The sequence below is a fragment of the Cupriavidus sp. 2TAF22 genome, assembly GCF_052115045.1.
Lineage (GTDB): Bacteria > Pseudomonadota > Gammaproteobacteria > Burkholderiales > Burkholderiaceae > Cupriavidus.
Window position 1 is genome coordinate 68,216 of the sequence record NZ_JBFRFX010000025.1, and the last position, 24,062, is coordinate 92,277.

Sequence of the window (24,062 nt, forward strand, 5' to 3'; positions counted from 1 at the left end):
ACCAGTATATTAAGGAGTGACGCAAGGATAAACAAAAGGTCTCGATGCCGTCCAGAATATCGCCATGCGCCCCGCGCTGATATTCCCGACCAACCAGGAGACGACCCATGCATTTTCTCGACGACAGCCTGCTTCCCGAAAACCAGGAAAAACTGGTGATCCAGGTGGCGCCCTACGGCCCGCAATGGCTGCCCACCGATTCCGACGACATCCCGGTCAGCATGGATGCCCAGGTCCAGAAGGCCGTGGATTGCTACAACGCGGGCGCCACCGTGCTGCACGTGCATGTGCGTGAATCCGACGGCAAGGGCTCGAAGCGCCTTTCGATGTTCAACGAGATGCTGGCCCGCCTGCGCGAAGCCGTGCCCGACATGGTGCTGCAGGTCGGGGGCTCGATCTCCTTCGCGCCGGAGGGCGAAGGCAAGGCAGCCGAATGGCTGGACTATGACACCCGCCACATGCTGGCCGATCTGAACCCGAAGCCGGACCAGGTGACCATCGCCATCAACACCAGCCAGATGAACATCTGCGAGATGCTGACCGAGGACGACGTCAAGGGCACCATCCTGGAGAAGCCCGAGTACGTCAAGGCGTACAGTGAAATGGTGGTCGACTCGAAGCCCTCGTTCTTCCTCGAGCACCTGGAGCGGCTGACGAAGGCGGGCATCCAGCCCCATTTCATGCTCGGCCACGTGGCGCAGCTCGAAACCGTCGAGCGCCTGATCCGCAAGGGCCTGTACCGTGGTCCGCTGATCCTGAACTATGTCGCCATCGGCGGCGGCGCGGCCGGCCTGCACCCGGCCGACATGATCGAGTTCGTGCGCCGCACGCCCGACGGTGCCGTGCTGACGATCGAGAGCGCCATGCGCGCCGTGCTGCCCATGAACGCCATGGCGATCGCGCTCGGCCTGCACGTGCGCGTGGGCATCGAGGACAACCTGTGGGGCCGCAAGGGCGAACGCATGACTTCGGTGCAGCAGATCGAGCAGACCGTGCGCCTGGCGCGCGAACTGGGCCGCGATGTGGCCGATGGCAAGGATGCGCGCCGCATCTACAAGATCGACGAGTGGTACGACAGCGCCGACGAGACCATCCGCAACCTCGGCATGGTGCCCAACCGCAAGCCGGGCCAGCGCGGCTTCCCCGTGCCGCAAGCGGCCTGATCCCGCGCTTGCCGCATCACCCACCGGCCCTCGCCAGCCACGCGCACGAGGGCCGGCCTCACCTCAGCAACAGTGGTACTGCCATGCGAATGAAAGACAAAGTTGCGCTCGTGACCGGCGTCGGGCCGGGCCTGGGCAAGGCGATCGCCGTCACGTTGGCGCGCGAAGGCGCAGACGTCGTGATCTGCGACGTGAACCAGACATCGCTGCACGAGGCCCGCGAAGCGGTGGAAGCCGCGGGCGGCGCCTGCCTGGCACTGCACTGCGATGTCTCGTCCAGCGCCGAGGTCAGCGCCATGTTCGCGGCCGCCGTGGCGCGCTTCGGCACGGTGCACGCGCTCGTCAACAACGCCGCGCTGACGCCCAACAGGCCAATCGACACCGGGCGCCGCAACCAGCTCTACGAGTACATGCAAACGCCGGTGGCGCGCGACTCGCTGGGGTTCACCAGTGAAATCAGCGACGACGAATGGCTGCGCTACTGGGGCGTCAATGTGCACGGTGTCTTCTATTGCACGCGCGAAGCGCTGAAGCTGATGCAGCCGCAGCGCTTCGGGCGCATCGTCAACGTCGCGTCGATCGCCGGCATCTCGTCGAAGAGCGCGCACAGCCCGCACTACAGCGCCACCAAGGGCGCGGTGATCGCGTTCACCCGGTCGGTGGCCATGGAAGTGGCCGGCGCCAACATCTTCGTCAACGCGATGGCGCCGGGCGGCGTCGCGACGCCCGCCTTCAACCAATACCTGGAGCAGATCGGCGATGCCGGCCGCAACCGGCTCTGGCAGGGCTGCCCCTCGGGGCGCTTCGGCACGGTCGAAGAGTATGCCGCGACGGTGCTGCACCTTGCGAGCGACGAGCACTACCTGGTCGGCCAGGTGATCAGCCCCAACGGGGGCTCGGTGATCTGATCACCGCAACAGCTTCGACAGATATGCAAATGAATCTCTTCCCCCACTACAAGGCGCTGCGGGACAACGGCGTGCTCGGCAGCGAGCTCGACCCGCTCACGCAATGGGATCCCAAGTGGATCGCTTCCTGGGTCGCGCTGGCCCGCGACGCACAGGCCGAGGGCGTGCTCGACCCCAAGCTCGTCGCGCTGATCCGCCTGAATATCGACGTGACGGCGACCCATCTCTACAAGCCCGGCGTGTCGCGCCACGTCCGCGAGGCGCTCCAGCTCGGCGCGAGCCGTGCCGAAATCCTCGAAGTCTTCAAGTTGGCCAGCGTGGTTGGCATCCACGCCTGCGCGGTCGGCGTGCCGGCGCTCGCCGAGGAACTGGCCCGCGCGGGCCTGCCCGACGAGCCGGTGGCGGCCGGCGCCACGCCGGTATGCGACGCCGTGCGCGCCAACGGGATGTTCAACCCGCTGTGGGAAACGCTGTACCGCTGGGATCCGCTGTACCTGGAGAAATTCCTGGCGATGGGCTTCGGCCTGTGGCGCGACAACATCCTGCCGCCGCTCTGGATCGAGTTTCTCTGCATCGCCGGCGATGCCGCCATCACCCATATGTACGGCCATGGCACGCAACGGCATATCGAGGCGGCACTCAAGCTCGGCGCGACGCGCGAGCAGATCCTGGCCGTGCTCAAGATCGTCAGCCTGCAGGGGATCGAGGCCTGCGAACTGGCGGTGCCGCTGCTCGACCAGGCTTGCCGGGCCATCGAAGCCTAGCGCCAGCGGGCGCCGCATGGCAGTGCCCGCCGTCCCCCATCCCCAGGAACGTACAGGAGGCCACAGTGCAATCACTGGCCCAACTCCCCCCCGCCGCAACGCTGAGCGAAGACGCGGGCACGCTTGCCGCCCTTTATCGGAAGATCATGTGGCGCTTGCTGCCGTTCCTGTTCCTGGCCTATGTGCTGAACACCATCGACCGCATCAACATCTCCTTCGCCAAGCTGCGCATGGCGCACGACCTGGGCTTGTCGGATGCGGCCTATGGCATCGGGGCGGCGGCGTTCTTTGCCGGCTACATCCTGTTCGAAGTGCCGAGCAACCTGTACATGCAGAAGATCGGCGCGCGCCTGACCATCACCCGCATCCTGCTGCTGTGGGGCGTCGCGACCATCGCCACCAGCCAGGTCAATTCGCCCGCGGCGCTCTACGCCGCCCGCTTCCTGCTGGGCGTCGCCGAAGCGGGGTTCTTTCCCGGCGTCATTCTCTACCTGACATACTGGTTCCCCGCCGCACGCCGGGGCCGGATCACCTCGCTGTTCCTGATGTCGGGAACGGTCGCCGGCATGATCAGCGGCCCGCTGGCGGCGGCCATCATGTCGCATCTCGATGGCTGGCTGGGGCTGCGGGACTGGCAGGTGCTGTTCGTGGTGGAAGGCATTCCCGCCGTGTTGCTGGGCCTGCTGGCCTACCGATGGCTCGATGACGGCCCGGACTCCGCGCCGTGGCTGAGCGTATCCGAGAAGGCCATGCTGCGGCGCCAGCTCGCCACCGAAAGCCGCCCGCAGGGGCACGGCGGCCTGCGGAGCTTGCTCGGGGATGCGCGCATCTATGCGATCGGGCTGGCCTTCCTTTCCATCTACGCGGCCACCAACACCATTGCCTACTGGATGCCGACACTGATCCGTGACTTCGGTGTGGACCAGGTCGCCCGCATCGGCTGGATCTCCAGCCTGCCCTACCTGCTCGCCCTGGCTGCCATGTTCCTGCTGGCGCGCAGTTCGGACCGACGCCTCGAGCGGCGCTGGCACGTCGCCGGCACCATGTTGGTCGGCGCCGCCAGCTTCCTGCTGCTGGGCCTTGTGCGCGGCGCGCTGCTGCCGTCGGTGATCTGCATGACTGCCGGCGCCGCGGCGTGCCTGGCCGCGCTACCCGTGTTCTGGACCATCCCGCCGGCTTACCTGCCTCGCGGCCAGGCCCCCGCGGGCATCGCCTTCATCAGCAGCCTGGGCGGCCTCGCGGCATTGCTCAGCCCCATCGTCGTGGGCGCGCTGAAGACCCGCACCGGCGATCTCTATTTCGCCTTCGACATGCTTGCGGTGCTGCTGGTTGGCGGGGCGCTCACCCTGCTGCTTGCCATCCCCGCCCGGCTGCTGGACGACAAGCCGGTGCGCGAAGGCGGGCCCGCGCGGTGACAAGTGGCTAGATATCGAGTTCAAGCTCGGGCGTCAGCGCCCTGGAGACGCAGATCATGATGCTCGTGTTGGCCTGCCGCTCATCGTCGCCCAGCACATAGTCGCGGTGGTCCGCCACGCCGGCCAGCACGGGCACTTCGCAACTGCGGCACAGTCCCTCCCGGCAGGAAAAAGGCAGGGGGACGCCGTTGCGCTCCAGGGTTTCGAGGATGGAGACGCCACCGGGGACCGCGAAGCGGCCGCCATGGCGGCGCAGGACCACGGTGAATCCCTGCTCCGCATCCGCGCCGGTCCGTTGCGGGCCGGCATTGAAGCGCTCGAAGTGGGTCGCCGCGCCGGGCACGCCTGCTGCTGCCGCCGTCGCGGCCACCGCGTCCATCAGCGGTGCAGGACCACAGCAGTACACATGGCTGCCTTCGGCCAGTCCGCCGAGAAAGGACGAGATATCGGCCAGATCCCCGCCGCGTTCGTCGTCGGCGTGAACCTGCACCCGTTGGCCAAAGCGCGACAACGCCGCCAGATACGCCGCGCGCTGGCGCGAGCGCACGCAATACAACAGCTTCCATGGCCTGTGGTTGGCTTCGCACCAGCGGATCATGCTGAGAACCGGCGTGATGCCGATGCCGCCGGCGATGAAGACATGGGTGCTGGCAGCCGCTTCGATGCCGAACAGCGAGCGCGGCGCGCTGACAGCAAGCGAGTCGCCCTCCCTGAGTCCTTCGTGAACGAAGCGCGAGCCGCCGCGCGATGCCTGCGCAAGGCCGACGCCAAGGCAATAGCGGTCGGTTTCGGCGGCGTCGTTGCACAGCGAGTACTGCCTGACGATGTTGCCGGGCAGCTGGACGTCGATGTGCGCGCCCGCGCTGAACGCCGGCAAGGCGCCGCCGCACGGGCGGCGCAGCTCGACGCCGCGTACGCCTTCGGCCTCCGCGGTCAGCCTGGATACGATGAGTTCGAGCATCTGCACTACCTCTGCAAGGCAATCGTTCTGGCTTCGGCAGGCGCGGCAGCCTGGGCCGACTCCTCTTCGAGCCTGCGGGCGACCGCCCAGCGGAACTGCGACAGCGCGGCATCGATCGAGAACGGCATCATCTTGAAGTCCGGAGCGAGCGCGAGACTGCGCTGCTGGGCCGAGATGATGTCGCGGTCCTCGTCGAATGCGGTGACCACGCTCTGGTGGATCGAGGCGGTGACTTCCGGCTTGTCGATGGCGAAGTTGTGCGGATGCGCGAAGAAGTAATGCGTGGAATTCTCCGTCTCCGGCGTGATCGCCTGGCAGCCACGGAACTCGGCGGCATCGATGCGCGTGCCCTCCGGCGCTCCGGTGCCGGTGGGCGCCATTCCCGAGTCCATCAGCAGGATGGCCGGAAGCGTGAAGTTGTAGATATTCCAGCGGTCGACCTTCCCGGGCCACGCCTTGACCGCCTTGGCGAATGCGGGCGCGTCGGTGTTAAGCGCCCAGCGCGTGATCTTGACACCGCCATCGATACGCTCCACCTTCGGCTGCACGGCTGCATAGTCCTCGCCGCCGCCCAGGGTGGTCGGATGGACGAAGGGAAGGTGCGAGAAGTCGAGCAGGTTGTCGCAGATCAGCAGGTAATTCACGTCGTAGTGGATATAACCATCCAGGCTGCGCCAGTCCGGGTGGTCCAGCCACTGTGTGTCCGGCACGAGAGACGGATCGGCTTTCTCCGGATCGCCCATCCAGATCCACACCCAGCGGTGCTGCTCGACGATGGGGAACTTGCGCACCTTTGCCTGCGGCGGAATGCGCTCCTGCGCCGGCGCCCCGACGCACTTACCGGCGCTGTCGAACTTCAGGCCGTGGTACATGCAACGGATGCAGTCCCCTTCCCTGCGCCCGACCGACAGCGGCGCGCCGCGATGGCAGCAGCGGTCTTCCAGGGCGACGATGCTGCCGTCTTCCTTGCGATACATCACCACCGGCATGCCGATGATGGTGCGGGAGAACATGCCTTCGCGAGGGATTTCCTTGTCCCAGGCGGCGACATACCAGGTGTTCTTGATAAACATGCTCGTATTCCTTCTGAAGGGCTGTTGCGCGTGCGCCGCGGGAATCCCGGGCGCGGCTTGCCACGCACGCATCGCTGGGCAGCGAAGCATGTGCGGGACGCGCGAGGCGGATCGGCTGGCTAGTGTGCTGCGCCCGGCAGCGGGGAAAGCATCAGGATGAAAGCCATGCGCCGTGCGCAGGCGTGTGCCGGTGGGCGTGGATATGCACAAGGATGCGCACGAGGATGCGCACGAAGAAGTGCACATGGAAATGCGGTTGCAGGTCGGGGGTCATGCCTTGTCTCCGTTGCCAGGGCCCGTCTGCGGGGCCCTTGACTGCAGAATAGGTTTCGGGGAAACATGCGTCAACGTCATCCACCTAATAGCGAGAATGTACGCCATGCATGCGACGGACCTGGACCTGAATCTCCTGGCGGTGTTCGATGCGATGCTGCGCGAACGCAGCGTCACCAAGGCCGCGCAGGAACTTGGCCTGACCCAGAGCGCGATGAGCCACGCCCTGAACCGGCTGCGCGCCTTCTTCGACGACCAGCTCTTCGTCAAGGCGCCGGAGGGCATGATGCCCACGCACAAGGCGGCCGAACTCACCGAAGCCATCGTGGGCGTGATGGCCACGGTCAGGCAGCAGGTCCTGTCGCAGGCGCGGTTCGATCCGCTCACAGCGCGGCGCACATTCAATCTCTGCATGACCGACATGGGCGAGCTGGTGTTCCTGCCGCCGCTCATCAGCCGGCTGCGCCGCGAGGCACCGCTTTGCACGCTGCGCACCTTGCAGGTCCCGCTCCAGCAGATCGAGGGCATGCTCGGCTCCGGCGAGGCCGACCTGGCGCTTGGCTCCATCCGCGCTGCGCCGGAGGGCCTGTTCCAGCAGCGCCTGTTCATGCATTCGTTCGTGACCATCGTCAGCGCGCGCAACCACGAAGTGGGCGAAGCGCTGACGCTCGAGCAGTTCCAGCGCATGCCGCAGATCGTCGTCACGCTCTCGGGGCGCGCCAGCGCAGCCTACGACAGCGCGTTCGACGATCACGGCATCAAGCGCAATATCTACCTGTCGACGCCGCACTTCCTGGTCGTGCCGCTGTTGATGGAACAGCAGCCGGAGCTGATTGCGACGGTGCCGCTGGAGCTGGCCAATGTGTTCGCCAGGTACGGCACGGTGCGTGTCATGCAGCCGCCGGTGGCGCTGCCGGAATTCGCCATCAGGCAGCACTGGCACCCTCGCTTCCACCATGACCCGGCGATCATCTGGCTGCGGGAGCTGATGAAGCGCACCTTCGAGCATTATCCGCAAGTGCAGGTGGAAGCAGGCGAGCCGGCATCGCCGGCGCCGGTCAAGCGATCCCGGCGCGCGGCGAAAGAAGAGTAAGGCGCGAAGCCCGCGCGGCTAGCCGTTCGCCGCTGCCGGCTCCATCGCGCCAAACCGCCACGACAATCGCCGCGCCGCTTGCAGCAGCACCCGGGCCGTCTCGCCATCGGTGTGGCTGTCGAAGCTGCCCGAGGTGCCGATCAGGGCGACGACCAGCGCGATGCTGCCGGTATGGTCGAACACGGCCGCGGCCAGCGTGTCGATGCCGGGCACGGGCCTGCCCAGTGCATTGTCGATGCGCGCGGTGCGGATCTGCGCCAGCCGCGCCGCATAGGCCGGGGCAAGCGTTTCGCCCTTCCCGCCCCCGGCTTCGACGACTTCCGCCTTCGGCACGCCGGCCAGCCGAAGCGCATCCTGCTCCAGCAAACCCAGCAGCACGTGTTCCGGCAGATGCGCGGCGAACAGCCGGCCGATCGCCGTATTGACCAGCGACAGCACCGTGCCGACGCGCAGGCTGACGTGCTGCGGGCGCGCCGCCTCTTCCAGCCGCACCACCGTCGGCCCCAGCGGGCCGAGCACGGCCATGGCCACGCTCAGGCTGGTCGTGCCGGCCAGCTCGATGACTTCCGGCTCGGCCTCGCGCGTGGGCGAAAGCCGTTGCAGGGCAATCAGCCCGAGTTCCAGCCCCAGCGGGCCCGCGCGGAAATTGCCCGCCGCATCCCGCGCCAGCAAGCCGATCTTCTGCAGGCTGACCAGATGCGGAAACGCCTTGGCGGGCGCCATGCCGGCCGCGCGAGCCAGGTCGCGCAAAGGCAAGGGCCGGCCCGCGGCCACCAGCGCCGCGAGCAGCTGGCCGGTGTTGTCGAGCGACTGGATGCCGCGCTGGGGCTTGGCGGCGTCGCCCTGGTTGTCGTCGATTGGCAAGGATGGGCCTGTCATTCGGTCATTCGGTGGTGCCGGCAACGGCCTCGCGGATGGCGGCGGCGGTGGCCAGCAGCGCGCTGGCCACGGGGCCGCCCCAGTCCACGTCGATGACGCCGGTCGCCCCGACCACGGTCAGGACCAGGCGCAGCTGCCCGGCTTCGTCGAGCACCGGCACGCTCAGGCTGCTGACGGCGGGGCTCGGCGCATCGATGCTGCGCTCGATGCCGCGCTCGCGGATGGCGGCGAGCGTGGCGGCGAAGGCGCCGGCCTGCGCCGTGGCGCCGGCCGCGGCGGTATCCGCCGCCTGCTGCCGCTGCCAGATCGCCTGCCATTGCCCGGGCGGCAGGAAAGCACAGAACACGCGGCCGGTTGCGGTTGCCGACAGCGACATCACCGTGCCGACATGCAAGTTCACGTGCAGCGGCGAGCCGGCATGCGCATAGCGCACGATGGTGGGCCCCTGCGGACCCGCGGCACAGATCGCCACGCTGAACCCGCAGGACGCGGCAAGCCCGGCCACGCGCGGCACGGCAGCCCGGTAGGCGGCGTCGTGGTCGAGGTACAGCATGCCGAGCTGCAGCGCCAGCGGGCCCGGCTCGTAGCGGCCCGACAGGTGGTCCCGCTTGATCAGCCCGAGCCGCACCAGACTGACCAGGTAAGTGTGAGCCTGCGCGGGCGCGATCTGCACGCTGGCGGCGAGGTCGACCAGCGTCATCGGCGCGCGCACATCGGCCAGCGCCCGCAGGAAGCGCCCGCCGACCTCGACACTCTGGATACCGCGCTGCGCCTTCTCCGCCGCGCCTTCATCCGGCGTGGCGTCCGCTGATCGTGCCATTCGTTTTCCTTTGAAAGACCAGATGGTAATGGACGGGCCTCATGCGCCCTAGAAGATATCGGGTTTTCCCCTAGATTCGGTGCCCCATTCATTGCTCGCCTCAAGATTAGTCAATGGCAATATGTTTTGCTCTTGACTAATTTAACCGGCATTCCTAAGATGGCCTTACCCCGCAACCGGTGCAACCACAGAGCACAGAGTCAAGACGGGGCGAGACAGCCTCCACCATTGCAGCCGATCGCCATGGCTTGCGCCGTCTCGTCCCCCCACAAAACGACAGACAAGCAAAGAGGCAAGCATGAGCAAGGCATTCGCATCCCAGGCCGACCTGGAAGCCAAGAAAGTCACCTTTACCCAGCTCTCCGAGAACGCCTACGCGTACACCGCCGAGGGCGACCCCAACTCGGGTGTGATCATCGGCGACGACGGCGTGCTGATCGTCGATACCACGGCCACCCCTGCCATGGCCCAGGATCTGATCGCCAGGATCCGCTCGGTCACCGACAAGCCGATCAAGTACGTCGTGCTTTCGCACTACCACGCGGTGCGCGTGCTGGGTGCCTCGGCGTACTTTGCCGAGGGCGCAGAGCAGGTCATCGCCAGCCGCGGCACCTACGAGATGATCGTGGAGCGCGGTGAGGCCGACATGAAGTCCGAGATCGAGCGCTTCCCGCGCCTGTTCGCCGGCGTCGAGACCGTGCCCGGCCTGACCTGGCCGACGCTGGTGTTCGAGAAGGAGATCACGCTGTACCTGGGCAAGCTGGAAGTCCGCATCGCGCACCTGGGTTCCGGGCACACCAAGGGTGATACGGTGGTCTGGCTGCCGTCGCAGAAGGTGCTGTTCTCCGGCGACCTGGTCGAATACGACGCGGCCTGCTACTGCGGCGACGCGCAGCTCGCGCAATGGCCGGCCACGCTCGACGCCCTGCAGGCGCTGGGCGCCGAAAAGCTGGTGCCGGGCCGCGGCCCCGCCCTTACCAACCCGGAAGAGGTCAGGCAAGGCATCGCCTATACGAAGGACTTCGTCAGCACGCTGTTCCAGGCCGGCAAGGAGGCCGTGGCCGATCGCCTGGACCTGAAGCGCGCCATGGCCCATACGCGCGAGTCGATGGACCCGAAGTTCGGCCATGTCTTCATCTACGAACACTGCCTGCCGTTCGACGTGTCGCGCGCTTTCGACGAAGCCAGTGGCATCGCCCATCCGCGCATCTGGACCGCCCAGCGCGACAAGGAAATGTGGGCCGCGCTGCAGGAATAAGCGCGAACCGTAGCGAGCGGGAACAGCCGGGAAGAGTGGATGGAGACACACGCATGAACAACGACTACCAGAACCTGTCATTTGAGTATCAGCCCTGTCCCGAGCAGCGACAGGGGCACGCCGGCAACCCTCACCCGGTCATCGTCGTCGGCGCCGGCCCTGTCGGCCTGGCCACCGCGATCGACCTGGCCCAGCATGGCGTGCCGGTCGTGCTGGTGGACGACGACTGCACGCTGTCGAGCGGGTCGCGCGCGATCTGCTTCGCCAAGCGCACCCTGGACATCTTCGACCGCCTGGGGTGCGGCGGGCGCATGGTGGACAAGGGCGTGTGCTGGAACGTCGGCAAGGTATTCGTGCGCGACGAACAGGTCTACGCCTTCGACCTGCTGCCGGAGGCGGGCCACCAGCGCCCCGCCTTCATCAACCTGCAGCAGTACTACGTCGAGGGTTTCCTGCTCGACCGCGCACGCCAGTTGCCGAACCTGGACATCCGCTGGAAGCACAAGGTCACCGGCATCGAGCAGCGCCATGCCGGCGCAGCCGATGCGTCTGTCGTGCTGACCATCGACACGCCCGACGGCCCCTATGCCCTTGCCGGGCGCTACGTGGTGGCCGCCGACGGCTCGCGCAGCCCGCTGCGCAACCTGCTCGGCCTCGACAGCAAGGGCCGCACCTTCAAGGATCGCTTCCTGATTGCCGACGTGAAGATGGAGGCGGAGTTTCCGACCGAGCGCTGGTTCTGGTTCGATCCGCCCTTCCACCCGAACCAGTCCGTGCTGCTGCATCGCCAGCCCGACAATGTCTGGCGCATCGACTTCCAGCTCGGCTGGGACGCCGATCCCGTGCTGGAGAGAGCGCCCGAGCGCGTCATCCCGCGCGTGCAGGCGCTGCTCGGGGCGGACGTGAAGTTCGAGCTGGAATGGGTCAGCGTCTATACCTTCTCCTGCCTGCGCATGGACAGCTTCCGCCACGGCAACGTGTTGTTCGCCGGCGATTCGGCCCATGGCGTGTCGCCGTTCGGGGCGCGCGGCGCCAACAGCGGCGTGCAGGATGCGGAGAACCTTGCCTGGAAACTGGCCTACGTGATCGGCGGCCATGCGCCGGACAGCCTGCTCGATACCTATGCGAGCGAACGCGAGTACGCCGCCGACGAGAACATCCGCAACTCGACGCGCTCCACCGATTTCATCACGCCGAAGAGCGCCGTCAGCAAGGTGTTCCGCGACGCCGTGCTCAACCTGTCGAAGCAGCATGCGTTCGCGCGCCGGCTGGTCAACAGCGGGCGGCTTTCCGTGCCCTCGGTACTGCGCGATTCGCCGTTGAACACTGCCGATGCAGGCGACTTTGCCGGCGACATGCTGCCGGGCGCTGCCTGCGTGGACGCCCCGGTCATCGGCGAGCAAGGCCCCGGCTGGCTGCTGCCGCACCTGGGCGGGCAGTTCACCGCACTGGTGTTCGGCGCGCCCGATGGCAAGGCCTTGCAGGCGCTGCTCCGCCTGCAGCAAGGCAGCTTGCCGCTCAGGGTGGTCCTGCTCGATACGGGCCTCACGGACCAGGCCGGCCAGCCGGCCGGCGTGACGGTACTGCAAGACACCGAGGGGCTGGCCACGCGGCGCTATGACGCGCAACCCGGCACGCTGTACCTGATCCGCCCGGACCAGCATGTCTGCGCGCGCTGGCGGGGAATCGATGCCGCCGGCGTCGCGGCGGCCATGGCGCGCGCGACCGGCAACGCGCCCGGCGCGCAGCGGCCAGCCGCGGTGGTTTCGGATCCGGCTCCCGCTGGCCTGGTGCCGGCATGAATCTCAAGGCGACATCCCGATAAAAGGAGGCAGAGCGATGACCCTCAATACCCAGCCTAACCTGGCACGCCCCGACGACTTCTACGAAGCCCTGATCGAGATGCACCGCGATCTGGACGACAGCCAGAGTCAGGCCGTCAACGCGCAACTGATCCTGTTGCTCGCCAACCATATCGGCGACCATGGCACGCTGCTCGCGGCCATGGAGATGGCGCGCGACGGCACGGCACCAGGCCGCGTCGCGCAACCCTGAGCGCAGCGGGCCCGGCCCGCTCGCGCATCCACTCTTTGCCAAGACGCTCACATACGCAAGACCCAAAAGACGTCGGCATCCAGGGCCCGCCAGGCCCGCGTTCCCGGAGACATTCCATGACCCAATCCTATGCGGGGGCCATTGCGCCCCAAGGTACCGCTGCGCGCGAAGAAGACGCACTCTACCGGAAGATATGGCTGCGCATCATTCCCTTCCTCTTTGTCTGCTACGTCATTTCCTTCCTGGACCGCATCAATATCGGCTTCGCCCAGTTGCAGATGAAGCAGGATCTCGGCTTCAGCGATGCGATGTACGGTCTGGGCGCCGCGGTGTTCTATGTCGGCTACGTGCTGTGCGAAGTGCCCAGCAACATGCTGCTGGCCCGCTTTGGCGCGCGCCGCACCTTTACCCGCATCATGGTGCTGTGGGGACTGGCCTCGGTCGGCATGATGATGGTGTCGACCCCCGCCCATTTCTATACGCTGCGTTTCCTGCTGGGCGTATTCGAGGCCGGATTCTTCCCGGGCATCGTGCTGTACCTGACCTACTGGTTTCCGGCGCGCCGGCGCGCGGCGGTCATGGCCATCTTCTTTGCGGGGGTGGCCGTGGCCGGCGTGCTGGGCGGACTGGTATCGGGCTGGATCATGCGGGACATGGCCGGCGTGCTCGGCCTGCAGGGCTGGAAGTGGATGTTCGCCATCGAAGGCGCGCCCGCGGTCGTCCTGGGACTGGTGGCCGCAGCATTCCTGGTCGACAAGCCGCAACAGGCCAGCTGGCTCACCGACCAGGAGAAAACCTACCTGGCCGCGCACAACGGCGAGAGCGAACGGGGCACCCATGCGCACTCCTTCGCCGCGCTGATGCAGGCCCTGCGCAATCCCCGCATCTATCTGTTCGCCTTTATCTACTTCGCGCTGACCTGCGGCTCGTTGACGCTGAGCTTCTGGATGCCGCTGATGATCCGGGACTTCGGCATCACCGACGTGATGTCGATCAGCCTGTATTCGGTCATCCCCAACGCCATCGGTGCGGTGGGCCTGATCCTGATCGCCCGCAACTCGGACCGGCGCGGCGAGCGGCACCGCCATTTCATTGCCTGCACGGCCGGCGGGGCGCTGGCACTGGCGCTGCTGACCCTGCACCTGCCGAGCTTTCCGGCGATGCTCGCGCTGCTGTCCGCCGCAACGGTATTGATCTTCGCCGCGCTGCCCATCTTCTGGTCCTTGCCGCCGAGCCATCTGCCGGCGCATACGGCCGCGGCCGGCATTGCCTTCATCAGCAGCATCGGCATCACCAGCGGCATTGTCAGCCCCTGGGTCATCGGCCAGATCAAGACGCACACCGGCAGCATGGACAATGCGCTCTATCTGCTCGCGGCATTGCTGCTGGCCAGCGGCGCGGCGATGTGGCTGGGCGTGCCAAAGGGCGAGCCGCGCCATTGAGGCCAGGACGGGCTCGACCGGCACCGGGCTGAAGCCCGCGGATACCGAGCCCCGACCGATTGGCACGTATCAGAGAACAATCTGTTCCTCATGTAGGTATTTATCCCGTACAGGGTGACTACTAACATCAGATCACCGAACACGCTATCCGTTTCGCGAGGTGCGGCGGATACCCCCGTGTTCTGATTGTTCAAAGGACGTACCAACATGAAGACCGTTACTCGTTCCACCATCGCCGGCGTGGCGATGGCCCTGACCGCCACGTTCGCTGCCTCCCCCGTGTTCGCGGGCAATGCCGGGCCCGCCACGACGCGGCTGCCGTTCCAGTCAGCCCATGCGGCCAAGACCAGCCAGCGCGCCCCCGCTGCCGCACGACTGTTGGGCTCCGCTCACGGGCGACTCCCTGCGATCGTCATCGTCGCCGGCCTCGGCAAGCGTGACCCCTTCACGGACGGTGCGCATGGCGCCGAAATCAATAACCYGTCCGGCACGTCTGTCGTCGCCGGCCTCGGCAAGCGCGAYCCCTTCACGGATGGAGCGCATGGCGCCGAAATCAATAGCCTGTCCGGCACGTCTGTCGTCGCCGGCCTCGGCAAGCGCGATCCCTTCACGGATGGGGCGCGCACCGACTCTGGCAACGATGTGACTCTCAACGGATAAACCCGCGGCATGGCGCGAGCCATGCGGCCGGACGCGCCGCGGCCCAGGATCTGGCCCGCGGCGCGCGTCATTTCTGCTCACCACCGGTCCTGCAGGCAATCAAGGCGCGCGGTCCACACGTGATCCCCCCGCAAGCTGCGCGTGATCTGCCCGCGCAACGCAGGCGAGTGCCCGCAGGCACTCGATGGGAGCCTCGGCGCTACCGCCCTGGCAAGTGATTGCGCTGTGCGTATGCCCAGCCGATCTCGGCGATCGGCCCGGCCTTGCGGCCGGTCTCCACCGCGTCTGCCGAGGCGGCATTGCCAGCTTGCGCGCGCTGTGCGATGCCGCTCATGATTGCGCCGAGGCGAAAGAAGTTGTACGCGAGATAGAAGGTCCAGTGCTCCGTTGCGTCGTTCCCCGTGGCGCCGAAGTACGACCTGGCGTAGGACAGCTCATCGGGAATGCCGAGCGCTGCCAGGTCGAGACCCGCGATGCCGCGCCAGAGCTGCGGCGGGATATGCCAGCTCATGCAGTGATATGCGAAGTCCGCCAGGGGATTGCCCAGCGTCGACAGTTCCCAGTCCAGCACGCCGATCACGCGCGGCTGCGTGGGGTGGAAGACCAGGTTGTCGAGCCGGAAGTCCCCATGCACCAGGCAAGCGAGATGTTCCGGCGGAACATGGCCCGGCAACCAGTCGGCCAGCGCGTCCATCGCCCGGATGCTTTGCTCCGACTGCCGGTACTGGCGGGTCCAGCGGGCAATCTGGCGCGCCAGGTAGTCTCCGGTCTTGCCGAAGTCGCCCAGCCCCAGGCTGGCATAGTCGACCATGTGCAGCGTGGAAATGATGCGATTCATCTCCGCGTAGATGGCACTGCGTTCCGTAGCAGCCAGGCCCGGCAGCGACTGATCGACCATGACCCGGCCATCGAGGTAATCCATGATGTAGAACGGGCTTCCCGCGACCGAGGTATCGTCGCTGTAGAAGTGGACACGTGGAACCGGCACCTCGCTGTTCTGCAAGGCTTGCAGCACGCGGTACTCGCGGTCGATCGCATGCGCCGAGGCCAGCAATTGCCCGGGCGGCTTTGTGCGCAGGACATACTGGCGAGGGCCGCACGATATGCGGTAGGTCGGGTTGGACTGGCCGCCGGTCAGGCGGTGCGCCTTCAGGCACCGGTAGTCTGTCAGGCCGACGCCATGCAGCAGTTCGGCCAGGACGTGGATATCCAGGTCCGGATTTGTTGTGTTCATTGCTTGAAATGCTCCTGATTCCTTGGGGAACCGCCCATCGGGGTCATCTCGCCGGGCCACGCCCGTTCAGAGCGAGCTGACCATGTGTCCGCCGTCCACCGGGAGGATCGTTCCGGTGATGTAGTCCGAGGCATCGGAAGCCAGCAGCAGCAGCGCCCCGTCAAGCTGGCCAGCCTGGCCGAGGCGGCGCTGGGGGATGCGCCGGATCAGCGCCGAGCCGCTTTGCGTCTCGAAGAACTCGCGATTGATATCCGTTTCGAAGTAGCCTGGAGCCAGGGCGTTGACGCGCACGCCGTAGCGCGCCCACTCGAGCGCCAGCGAGCGGGTCAGGTGGATCAGGCCCGCCTTGGCGGCGGAATAGGCCGGCACCTGTTGTGCAACGCGCATGCCGAGGATGGATGCGATATTCACAATGCTTCCTCCGCTACCCGCATCGCGCATATGGCGCGCCGCGCTCAGGGCGACCCGCCAGGCGCCGTTCAGGTTGGTTTCAATGACCTGTTGCCACTCGTCCTCCGTGGTCTCCATGGCCGGCCCTGTCGTCGCAATGCCGGCATTGTTCACCACGATATCTATCGGGCCCAGCGCCTGGCTGGCGATATCGAACGCCGCGAATACCGACCTCCATTCGCACACGTCGAGTGGTACGACACAGCCTTCGCCACCGCCCTCCCGGATCTCCGACAGCAGCAACTCGCCCGCTGCCAGCCGCCGCCCGGCCAGCGCGACGCGACAGCCGGCACGGGCGAGCGTGAGTGCGAAATGACGTCCCAGGCCGCTGAAAGCCCCGGTCACCAGTGCGACTTTCCCCTCCAGGTCGGAAAACGGTTGCGGGATGGAATGCGTGACTGCCATGAATATGTCTCCTCAGGGGTCTAGCCGGGCCGGCGCTCCTATTGCGCACGAACGCTGCTGGGCGCCAGCGCCCGTGCATCAGCCTGCAGAAGACTAAGGGCGTTCCCCGCACGTGCCAGCCCCTCGGATGGGGAGGCGTGGCGCCTGCGCCGGGCTCCCCGGCGGAGGGGCTGAAAGCGCAAGGAAGGACGCCTACGCTTGACGCAATTCCCTCCACCAGTCCCTCGCGGCATTGCCAGACCATCAGACACCATGAGTCACTACAGCGCGCCACTGCGCGACATGAATTTTGTCCTCACCGAACTGGCCGGGCTGGCTGATATCGCCGCCCTGCCCGGCTTCGGGGACGCCACGGCGGATACGGTCGCGTCCATCCTCGACGCCGCCGCGGAGTTCAGCGGCGAAGTGCTCGCGCCGATCAACCGCGAGGGTGACGTGGTCGGCTGTACGCTCGCCGACGGAAAGGTCACCACACCACCCGGGGTGAAGCAAGCGTATCGCCAGTTCGTAGCCGCGGGATGGAATGGACTGCGCTTTCCGCAGGAGTACGGCGGCCAAGGCCTGCCGAGGGTGGTCGCGGCTGCGGTCTTCGAGATGCTCGCCGCGGCGAACATGGGCTTTTCGCTTTGCCCGATGCTGACCGGCGGCGCCATCGAGGCACTGATGCTGTGTGGCTCCGATGCACAGAAGCAGCGCTACCTGCCACCGCTGATCGAGGGACGCTGGACCGGCACCATGAACCTGACCGAACCGCAGGCCGGTTCCGATCTCGCCGCGGTGCGCACCCGAGCCGTCCCCGAAGGCGATCACTTCCGCATCTACGGGCAGAAGATCTTCATCACCCACGGTGAACATGACCTGTCCGAGAACATCGTGCATCTCGTGCTGGCGCGGATGCCCGATGCGCCCCCTGGCGTCAAGGGCATTTCCTTGTTCCTGGTCCCGAAGTTCCTGGTGATGCCTGACGGCACGCTAGGCGCACGCAATGATGTCAGGTGCGTGTCCATCGAGCACAAGCTCGGAATTCACGCCAGCCCGACTGCCGTGATGGCCTATGGCGATGCGCAAGGCGCGGTGGGATACCTGGTCGGCGAGGCAAACCGCGGACTCGAGTCCATGTTCGTCATGATGAATGAAGCGCGTGGCGCAGTCGGGTTGCAGGGCATCGGCATCGCCGCACGCGCCTACCAGCAAGCCGTGCGCTACGCGCGTGAACGCACCCAGGGCAGGCCGGTCGGCGACCGCGAGACCGGCGCCGCGGCCATCATCCGCCACCCTGACGTCCGCCGCATGCTGATGACCATGCGGGCCCTGACCGAAGCGGCCCGGGCGGTTGCCTACGTCCTGGCCGCCGCGGGCGACATGTTGCATGCCGCCAGCGACCCTGAAGAGCGTGCCCGCCAGCAGGCCCTCGTGGATTTCCTCACCCCGATCAACAAGGGCTGGGCCACCGAAATGACTGTCGAAGTCACCAACACCGCGCTTCAGGTCCACGGTGGCATGGGATACATAGAGGAGACCGGCGTCGCGCAACACCTGCGCGATGCCCGGATCACCACGATCTACGAGGGAACCACGGGCATCCAGGCCAACGATCTGGTCGGCAGGAAGATCGCCAGGGACAATGGGCGCACGGCACGCGCCGTGGTCGCGATGATGCGCTCCGATCTCGCACTGCTTGCTGAACTCGGCAGTCAGGACGATGTGCGGGTGGTACATGAGCAAGTGACCGCGGCCGTCGGCGTGCTGGAGGCTTGCGTCGAATGGGTGGTGCGCAATCACAGCGTAGACGTGCAAGCCGTGTACGCCGGCGCGACTCCTTTCCTCAAGCTCGCAGGGCTCGTCTGCGGCGGCTGGCAGATGGCCCGCGCGCTGCGCATCGCGCAGGGCCGGCTCCTGCGCGGCGAAGGCGATGCCGCGTTCCTGCAGGCAAAGCGCGCCACGGCCCGCTTCTATGCCGATCACCTGCTGGCACAGGTCACCGGGCTCGGCCAGACCGTCATGGCGGGCGCGGCCGGCACCCTCGCCTTCCATCAAGACTCGCATTGATTCTGCCGCCAGGACAACAAAGGAAAACCGTGCCCATGCCTTCCCCGAACGAGCGTACGTCGTCTGCTTACGCCTACCCGCTCCTCATCAAGCAACTGCTGCACGCGCCGCTCGCCGTGCACCCCGAGCAAGAGATCGTCTATCGCGACCAGACCCGGCACAGCTACTGGACCATGCGCCACCGGATCGGCCTGCTGGCAAGCGGCCTGGGTTCCATCGGCGTCGTCCCCGGCGATACGGTGGCGGTCATGGACTGGGACARCCATCGCTACCTGGAAACCTACTTCAGCGTGCCGATGATGGGCGCGGTGCTGCTCACCGTCAACGTCAGGCTTGCGCCGGAACAGATCATCTACACCCTGAATCATTCCGGCGCCAAGACCCTGCTGATCCACGCCGACTTCCTGCCGGTGCTGGCGCTCATCCGCTCCCACCTTCTCACCGTCGACACCTTCGTCCTGCTCGAAGACGCCCAGGGTAGCCCGCAGGCCACCGACCCGCCCGACGGATTCGCCGACGAGTACGAGTCGTTGCTGTCTTCGGCCTCGCCCGACTACCCGTTTCCCGATTTCGACGAGAACACCAGGGCGACCACCTTCTACACCACCGGCACCACCGGGCAGCCAAAGGGGGTGTACTTCAGCCATCGCCAGATCGTGTTGCATACGCTGGCCACGATGGCCGCTCTCGCAAGCGCGCCGGCGCAGGGACGGGTGCACCGCGACGACGTGTACATGCCGATGACGCCGATGTTCCACGTGCATGCGTGGGGCATGCCGTTCGTCGCCACGGCGATGGGGATGAAGCAGGTCTACCCCGGACGCTACGCGCCTGAAACGCTCCTCGCGCTGCTCGGGCGGGAGAAGGTCACGTTCTCGCACGGCGTGCCCACCATCCTGCAGATGGTGCTCTCCTGTCCCGCCGCGCAAGCGGCGGACCTGGCGGGCTGGAAGGTCATCGTCGGAGGCTCGGCGCTGCCGCGCGGCCTCGCGCAAGCGGCCATCGACCGGGGCATCGATGTCTTCACCGGCTACGGCATGTCAGAGACCTGCCCGATCCTCACGCTCGCCCAGGTCAAGACGTCGATGGCGGGCGAAGCGTCGCGCGAGCTCGACATACGGACCAAGACCGGCCTGCCGATTCCCCTGGTCGACTTGCGCATCGTCGACGAGGAAATGCGCGATGTCGCGCACGACGGCAAGGCAAGCGGGGAGATCGTGGTGCGCGCGCCGTGGCTGACGCAGGGATATGACAAGGACCCCGAGGCATCCCGGGCACTGTGGGCGCGCGGTTACCTGCATACCAATGACATCGGCACGATTGACAGCGACGGCTACCTCCAGGTCACCGACCGCATCAAGGACGTGATCAAGACGGGCGGCGAATGGGTCTCGTCGCTCGAACTGGAGGACCTGATCTCGCGCCACGCCTCGGTGCGCGAAGTCGCGGTCATTGGCGTGAAGGACCCCAAATGGGGCGAGCGTCCCTTGCCCCTGGTCGTGCTCAAGCCGGGTGAAAGCGCCGACGAAGCAACCATACGGGAGCACCTGGGGGACTGCGCGCGCCGCGGCGTGATCTCGAAGTACGCGGTGCCGGAGCGGGTCGTCTTCGTCGATGCCATCGAGAAGACCAGCGTCGGGAAGATCAACAAGCGCCTGCTGCGCGACAAGTACCAGTAGCCCACCGCAAGCCCATGCACCAATGCCGCCGCACGAACGGCAAAACCAAGGTCCGCCCAGGCGGACAACCCACGAGGAGACAACGATGACCACTGCGTCGGCTACACGCCGCATACAAGAACACCCGGGCTTCAGGGAACTGGCGGCACGCCGGGCCAGGCTATCCTGGACGCTGCTATGCATTGTCCTCTGCGCCTACCTGCTGCTGATGGCGATGGTGACGATGCGGCCGGCCGTGCTGGCCAGGCCCATCGCGGCGGGCGCGATGACGAATCTCGGCATCGTCCTGGCGATCGCCGTGATCGTGATCGGCTGGGCCGCGACATGCATCTACGTGGCGCGTGCCAATCGCGGCCTGGACAGGCTTGCCAGCCAGATCCTGCAGGAGGTGCTCTCGTGACCGGATACGCTCGCCTGCGCCTGCTGGCTGCCGCCCTCGCCACCAAGCTTGCCGCGACAGCGGGACCCGCCTGGGCCGGTCCTGCTGTCGAGCCCGCCGCCCGCCAGCCGCTCAACCCGGTCGCCATTGCGATGTTCCTGGTGTTTGTCGCCATCACCCTGTGCATCACATACTGGGCCGCGAAGCGCACGAGGACGGCCAGCGATTTCTTCACGGCCGGCGGCGGCATCACCGGCCTCCAGAACGGACTGGCAGTGGCCGGGGACTATATGTCGGCGGCCACCTTGCTGGGCGTCGTCAGCCTGGTCTACGCGCGCGGCTTCGACGGCCTGCTCTACATCGTGGGGTTCTTTATCGGCTGGCCCGTCATGCTCTTCCTCATGGCCGAACGCCTGCGCAATCTCGGCAAGTTTACGTTCGTGGATATCGTCTCCCACCGGCTCGATCCGGTCAGTACGCGGTGGGTGGCGGCGATCAGCTCGCTGATCGTTGTCTTCTTCTACCTGGTCGTCCAGATGGTGGGGGCCGGGGAGCTGATCCAGCTGCTGTTCGGGATCGACTACCACTACGCCGTGATCGGCGTCGGCTGCCTGATGATCGTCTACGTCACGTTTGGCGGCATGATCGCCACCACCTGGGTGCAGATCATCAAGGCCGTGCTCCTGATGCTGGGCGGCACACTGCTTGCCGCGCTCGCCTTCGCGCGCTTCGGCTTCAGCTTCGAAAGCCTGGCTGCCAGGGCCGTCTCCGTCCACCCGAGCGGCATCGCCCTGCTGTCCCCGGCCAGCCTGTTCGCGGACCCCGTTTCCGCGTTGTCGCTGTCTCTGGCGACCATCTTCGGCCTCTCCGGCCTGCCGCACATCCTGATGCGGTTCTTCACGGTGCCCGATGCAAGGCAGGCACGCCGCAGTGTCCTGGTTGCCAGCACTTTCATCGGGTACATGTTCGTGGCGATGTTCGTGATCGGCCTGGCCGCCATGGTCATCGTGGGAACCGATCCTCGCTTCTTCGAAGCGGGCAAGGTGGGAGGAAAGCTCCTCGGCGGCGGCAACATGGTCGCCATGCACCTGGCGAACGCCACCGGCGGCAGCCTGTTCCTTGGCTTCCTTGCCGCGGTAGCCTTCGCCACGATTCTCGCGGTGGTGTCTGGTCTCGCCCTGTCGGGCGCGTGCGCCATCTCGCACGATCTCTACGCCAGCGTGATACGCCGCGGCCGCGCGACCGAAGCCGAGGAGGTATCGGTCACCAAGCGGGCAACGCTCGTGATCGGTGCCATCGCCGTTGCGCTGGGGATGCTGTTCAAGGGCCAGAACCTCGCTTTCCTGGTGGCGCTGGCATTCAATATCGCTGCGTCAGCCAACTTCCCGCTGCTGTTCCTCTCGATGTACTGGCGGGGGCTGACCACGCGCGGGGCTGTGTGGGGCGGGCTGACCGGCCTGGTATCGTCCGTCGGCCTGGTGGTGCTGGGCCCGGCGGTCTGGAAATCCGTACTGGGCCATCCCGCGGCAATCTTCCCCTATGACCACCCTGCACTGTTCTCCATGCCACTGGCGTTCCTCGTGACCTGGGCGGCTTCCAGGCTGGACGGCAGTGCCCGCGCGACGGCGGAACGGCAGGCCTTCGACGCTCAGTTCGTGCGCGCGCAGACCGGTTTCGGCGCGGCCGAAGCGAGCCGGCACTGATCGGGGCGCCGACGCCCGGCGCGCCGGTGACGGCTCCGGGCGGGAAGGAACCGCGGCTGGACCGCACCATGCGCGATGCCCGCCCCTGGCCTGCTAGGCCTTCCGACGGGCTGCGAGGGCATGCGCGGCCGCGGGGCTTCCCTGCAACGCGGCGCCTGCCGCACCAAGTTCCGCTTCAAGGAGGCCGAGAAATGCATGCACGTTGGCGGTCCGGTGTTTTCGCGTCGACATCAGGGCGTACACCTTCACGGGAGCGGACGCATAGTCGGGGAGTACCCGCACCAGCGTACCGTTCCTTACTTCGTCATGAACGAACGGACAAGTGAAGCGCGCCACGCCAAGGCCGTCCTGCGCGGCCCGCTTGCGGATCTCGGCGTTATCCGTGCGCAGGCGGGGCGCTACGGCCAGGCGCCTGTCCTCGAGCGTGCCCGCCGCCACGAACTCCCAGTTCTTCTCGTCCGGAGCCCCGATGGCCGGCCACGCCACAAGCTCGTCCGGCGTGCGCGCCGGGCCCAGCCTGTCGGCCAGGACTGGCGCGGCATAGAAGCCTCGCTCCATGCGCAGTACGCGCTTTCCCGCCAGGGAGCTGTCGGGAAGGGAATCACTGGTCATGACGAAAGCCACGTCGTAGTCATCGCGCACCAGATCCGGCTGGTCCCAGGTGACATCGACCTGCACTTCGAGCCCGGGATGCATTGACATCAACCGCGCCAGGCTGGAAGAAAGGTATTGCGCACCCACCTCGTAGGGCGTTGCGATCTTCAGCGTGCCGTGCACCACCCTGTTGGCCAACGACAAGTCGGAGCCAATCTCCCGCAGCTCCCCGAAAAGCGGGGCGATACGGTCATAGAATTGCCGGCCGGCATCCGTCACCCTGACCCTGCGGGTCGTGCGCTCCAGCAGGCGCACGCCGAGTTCGGCCTCCAGCCGGGAAACGGCGGCGCTCGCCGCGGACTTGCGGATTCCCATCAAGGTGGCGCCGGCGGTAAAGCCAGCCCCCTCGACCACGCGGCAAAACACTTCCCAATCCTTCCAGTCAATCAGTTTCATGGCATCTACGTGCGCACCCGCCGCCGGTGCATGGCCGCGAGGCGCCTTTCTCAGCGACGTATGGCGCGCACACGCGCCTTACGCCAGATAGTCATGCACAACCCGCTCCGGCATCGCGCCAGCGTGTGCGTCTGATCGCGCATCGGCCGCGGGGGACACGAGATACAACGCGGCGGCGGCCGCCGATAACGGCGCCCCCGCCGCAACGTCAGGTGGGTCGACCTCTGGCGACGGGCCTGCCGGCTATCGCGATTCATGAAGTTGCGGTCGGCATCACGCTTCACGCGCGGCCAGCCTGCCACCGACAGCAAGCATCATCCGGATCTGCCACGGCCATGCAAGCCGCCTC

At 66.7% G+C, this 24,062-nt stretch carries 22 protein-coding genes; 14 read left to right on the forward strand and 8 right to left on the reverse strand.

The annotated features are described in order from the left end of the window. Window positions 1–107 precede the first annotated feature (107 nt). The 4 genes from AB4Z48_RS26855 to AB4Z48_RS26870 all read left to right on the forward strand — a co-directional run bounded on the left by AB4Z48_RS26855 (window position 108) and on the right by AB4Z48_RS26870 (window position 4,250). On the forward strand, window positions 108–1,163 hold the full coding sequence (locus tag AB4Z48_RS26855; protein WP_441619587.1) for a 3-keto-5-aminohexanoate cleavage protein: 1,056 nt from the start codon (window positions 108–110) through the stop codon (window positions 1,161–1,163). An 89-nt stretch (window positions 1,164–1,252) separates the two neighbouring features. Continuing rightward, window positions 1,253–2,071, forward strand: a complete 819-nt coding sequence (locus AB4Z48_RS26860) for an SDR family NAD(P)-dependent oxidoreductase (RefSeq protein WP_441619589.1) — start codon at window positions 1,253–1,255, stop codon at window positions 2,069–2,071. Between the two features lie 29 nt (window positions 2,072–2,100). Beyond that, the gene (locus AB4Z48_RS26865) at window positions 2,101–2,835 is read left to right on the forward strand and encodes a carboxymuconolactone decarboxylase family protein (RefSeq protein WP_441619590.1); all 735 of its coding nucleotides are present in this window, start codon (window positions 2,101–2,103) and stop codon (window positions 2,833–2,835) included. Window positions 2,836–2,900: 65 nt separating this feature from the next. Next, a complete protein-coding gene (locus AB4Z48_RS26870; protein WP_441619592.1) occupies window positions 2,901–4,250 on the forward strand; it encodes an MFS transporter in 1,350 nt (449 codons plus the stop codon). A gap of 7 nt (window positions 4,251–4,257) precedes the next feature. On the opposite strand, the gene AB4Z48_RS26875 is transcribed toward AB4Z48_RS26870, so the two are convergent. The 3 genes from AB4Z48_RS26875 to AB4Z48_RS26885 all read right to left on the reverse strand — a co-directional run bounded on the left by AB4Z48_RS26875 (window position 4,258) and on the right by AB4Z48_RS26885 (window position 6,558). Next, window positions 4,258–5,211 (reverse strand): PDR/VanB family oxidoreductase, encoded by a 954-nt coding sequence (locus tag AB4Z48_RS26875; RefSeq protein ID WP_441619594.1) that lies wholly within the window; start codon window positions 5,209–5,211, stop codon window positions 4,258–4,260. A gap of 5 nt (window positions 5,212–5,216) precedes the next feature. Further along, a complete protein-coding gene (locus AB4Z48_RS26880) occupies window positions 5,217–6,284 on the reverse strand; it encodes an aromatic ring-hydroxylating dioxygenase subunit alpha (protein ID WP_441619596.1) in 1,068 nt (355 codons plus the stop codon). Between the two features lie 151 nt (window positions 6,285–6,435). Continuing rightward, window positions 6,436–6,558: a hypothetical protein gene (locus AB4Z48_RS26885; RefSeq protein ID WP_441619598.1), complete on the reverse strand. Its 123-nt coding sequence runs from the start codon at window positions 6,556–6,558 to the stop codon at window positions 6,436–6,438. Between the two features lie 105 nt (window positions 6,559–6,663). Between AB4Z48_RS26885 and AB4Z48_RS26890 the strand changes: the two genes are divergently transcribed. Next, the gene (locus AB4Z48_RS26890) at window positions 6,664–7,650 is read left to right on the forward strand and encodes a LysR family transcriptional regulator (RefSeq protein ID WP_441619600.1); all 987 of its coding nucleotides are present in this window, start codon (window positions 6,664–6,666) and stop codon (window positions 7,648–7,650) included. An 18-nt stretch (window positions 7,651–7,668) separates the two neighbouring features. Here the strand turns inward: AB4Z48_RS26890 and AB4Z48_RS26895 are convergent, their stop codons facing one another. Both AB4Z48_RS26895 and AB4Z48_RS26900 read right to left on the reverse strand, forming a co-directional pair. Continuing rightward, window positions 7,669–8,529: an IclR family transcriptional regulator gene (locus AB4Z48_RS26895; protein ID WP_441619602.1), complete on the reverse strand. Its 861-nt coding sequence runs from the start codon at window positions 8,527–8,529 to the stop codon at window positions 7,669–7,671. A gap of 4 nt (window positions 8,530–8,533) precedes the next feature. After that, window positions 8,534–9,349: an IclR family transcriptional regulator gene (locus AB4Z48_RS26900; protein WP_441619604.1), complete on the reverse strand. Its 816-nt coding sequence runs from the start codon at window positions 9,347–9,349 to the stop codon at window positions 8,534–8,536. Window positions 9,350–9,647: 298 nt separating this feature from the next. On the opposite strand from AB4Z48_RS26900, the gene AB4Z48_RS26905 reads away from it, so the two are divergent. The 5 genes from AB4Z48_RS26905 (at window position 9,648) to AB4Z48_RS26925 (ending at window position 14,764) form a co-directional block, all read left to right on the forward strand. Next, entirely contained in the window at window positions 9,648–10,607 is a 960-nt protein-coding gene (locus AB4Z48_RS26905) for an MBL fold metallo-hydrolase (RefSeq protein WP_441619606.1), read from the forward strand. Window positions 10,608–10,660: 53 nt separating this feature from the next. Further along, window positions 10,661–12,409 carry an FAD-dependent oxidoreductase gene (locus AB4Z48_RS26910; protein WP_441619608.1) on the forward strand — a complete coding sequence of 583 codons (1,749 nt, stop codon included), beginning with the start codon at window positions 10,661–10,663 and terminating at the stop codon, window positions 12,407–12,409. A gap of 37 nt (window positions 12,410–12,446) precedes the next feature. Beyond that, window positions 12,447–12,662, forward strand: a complete 216-nt coding sequence (locus tag AB4Z48_RS26915; protein ID WP_441619610.1) for a DUF2783 domain-containing protein — start codon at window positions 12,447–12,449, stop codon at window positions 12,660–12,662. 116 nt (window positions 12,663–12,778) lie between these two features. Next, window positions 12,779–14,104, forward strand: coding sequence for an MFS transporter (locus tag AB4Z48_RS26920; RefSeq protein ID WP_441619612.1), 1,326 nt, complete (start codon window positions 12,779–12,781; stop codon window positions 14,102–14,104). A 207-nt stretch (window positions 14,105–14,311) separates the two neighbouring features. Beyond that, on the forward strand, window positions 14,312–14,764 hold the full coding sequence (locus AB4Z48_RS26925) for a hypothetical protein (protein ID WP_441619614.1): 453 nt from the start codon (window positions 14,312–14,314) through the stop codon (window positions 14,762–14,764). Between the two features lie 199 nt (window positions 14,765–14,963). On the opposite strand, the gene AB4Z48_RS26930 is transcribed toward AB4Z48_RS26925, so the two are convergent. Next, on the reverse strand, window positions 14,964–15,998 hold the full coding sequence (locus AB4Z48_RS26930) for a phosphotransferase (protein ID WP_441619616.1): 1,035 nt from the start codon (window positions 15,996–15,998) through the stop codon (window positions 14,964–14,966). 66 nt (window positions 15,999–16,064) lie between these two features. Beyond that, window positions 16,065–16,853: an SDR family NAD(P)-dependent oxidoreductase gene (locus tag AB4Z48_RS26935; protein ID WP_441619618.1), complete on the reverse strand. Its 789-nt coding sequence runs from the start codon at window positions 16,851–16,853 to the stop codon at window positions 16,065–16,067. Between the two features lie 252 nt (window positions 16,854–17,105). Here AB4Z48_RS26935 and AB4Z48_RS26940 point away from each other — a divergent pair, with 252 nt between their 5' ends. From AB4Z48_RS26940 to actP, 4 genes are all read left to right on the forward strand, one after another. After that, window positions 17,106–18,902, forward strand: coding sequence for an acyl-CoA dehydrogenase (locus AB4Z48_RS26940; RefSeq protein ID WP_441619619.1), 1,797 nt, complete (start codon window positions 17,106–17,108; stop codon window positions 18,900–18,902). A gap of 35 nt (window positions 18,903–18,937) precedes the next feature. Continuing rightward, a complete protein-coding gene (locus AB4Z48_RS26945) occupies window positions 18,938–20,581 on the forward strand; it encodes a fatty acid--CoA ligase (RefSeq protein ID WP_441619621.1) in 1,644 nt (547 codons plus the stop codon). Window positions 20,582–20,666: 85 nt separating this feature from the next. Further along, complete coding sequence (locus tag AB4Z48_RS26950) at window positions 20,667–20,981, forward strand: DUF485 domain-containing protein (RefSeq protein WP_441619623.1); 315 nt, start codon at window positions 20,667–20,669, stop codon at window positions 20,979–20,981. Further along, window positions 20,978–22,663 (forward strand): cation/acetate symporter ActP, encoded by a 1,686-nt coding sequence (actP, locus tag AB4Z48_RS26955; protein ID WP_441619624.1) that lies wholly within the window; start codon window positions 20,978–20,980, stop codon window positions 22,661–22,663. The genes AB4Z48_RS26950 and actP overlap by 4 nt, the downstream gene beginning before the upstream one ends. Window positions 22,664–22,756: 93 nt before the next feature. On the opposite strand, the gene AB4Z48_RS26960 is transcribed toward actP, so the two are convergent. Continuing rightward, a complete protein-coding gene (locus AB4Z48_RS26960; RefSeq protein WP_441619626.1) occupies window positions 22,757–23,713 on the reverse strand; it encodes a LysR family transcriptional regulator in 957 nt (318 codons plus the stop codon). Window positions 23,714–24,062: the final 349 nt, after the last annotated feature.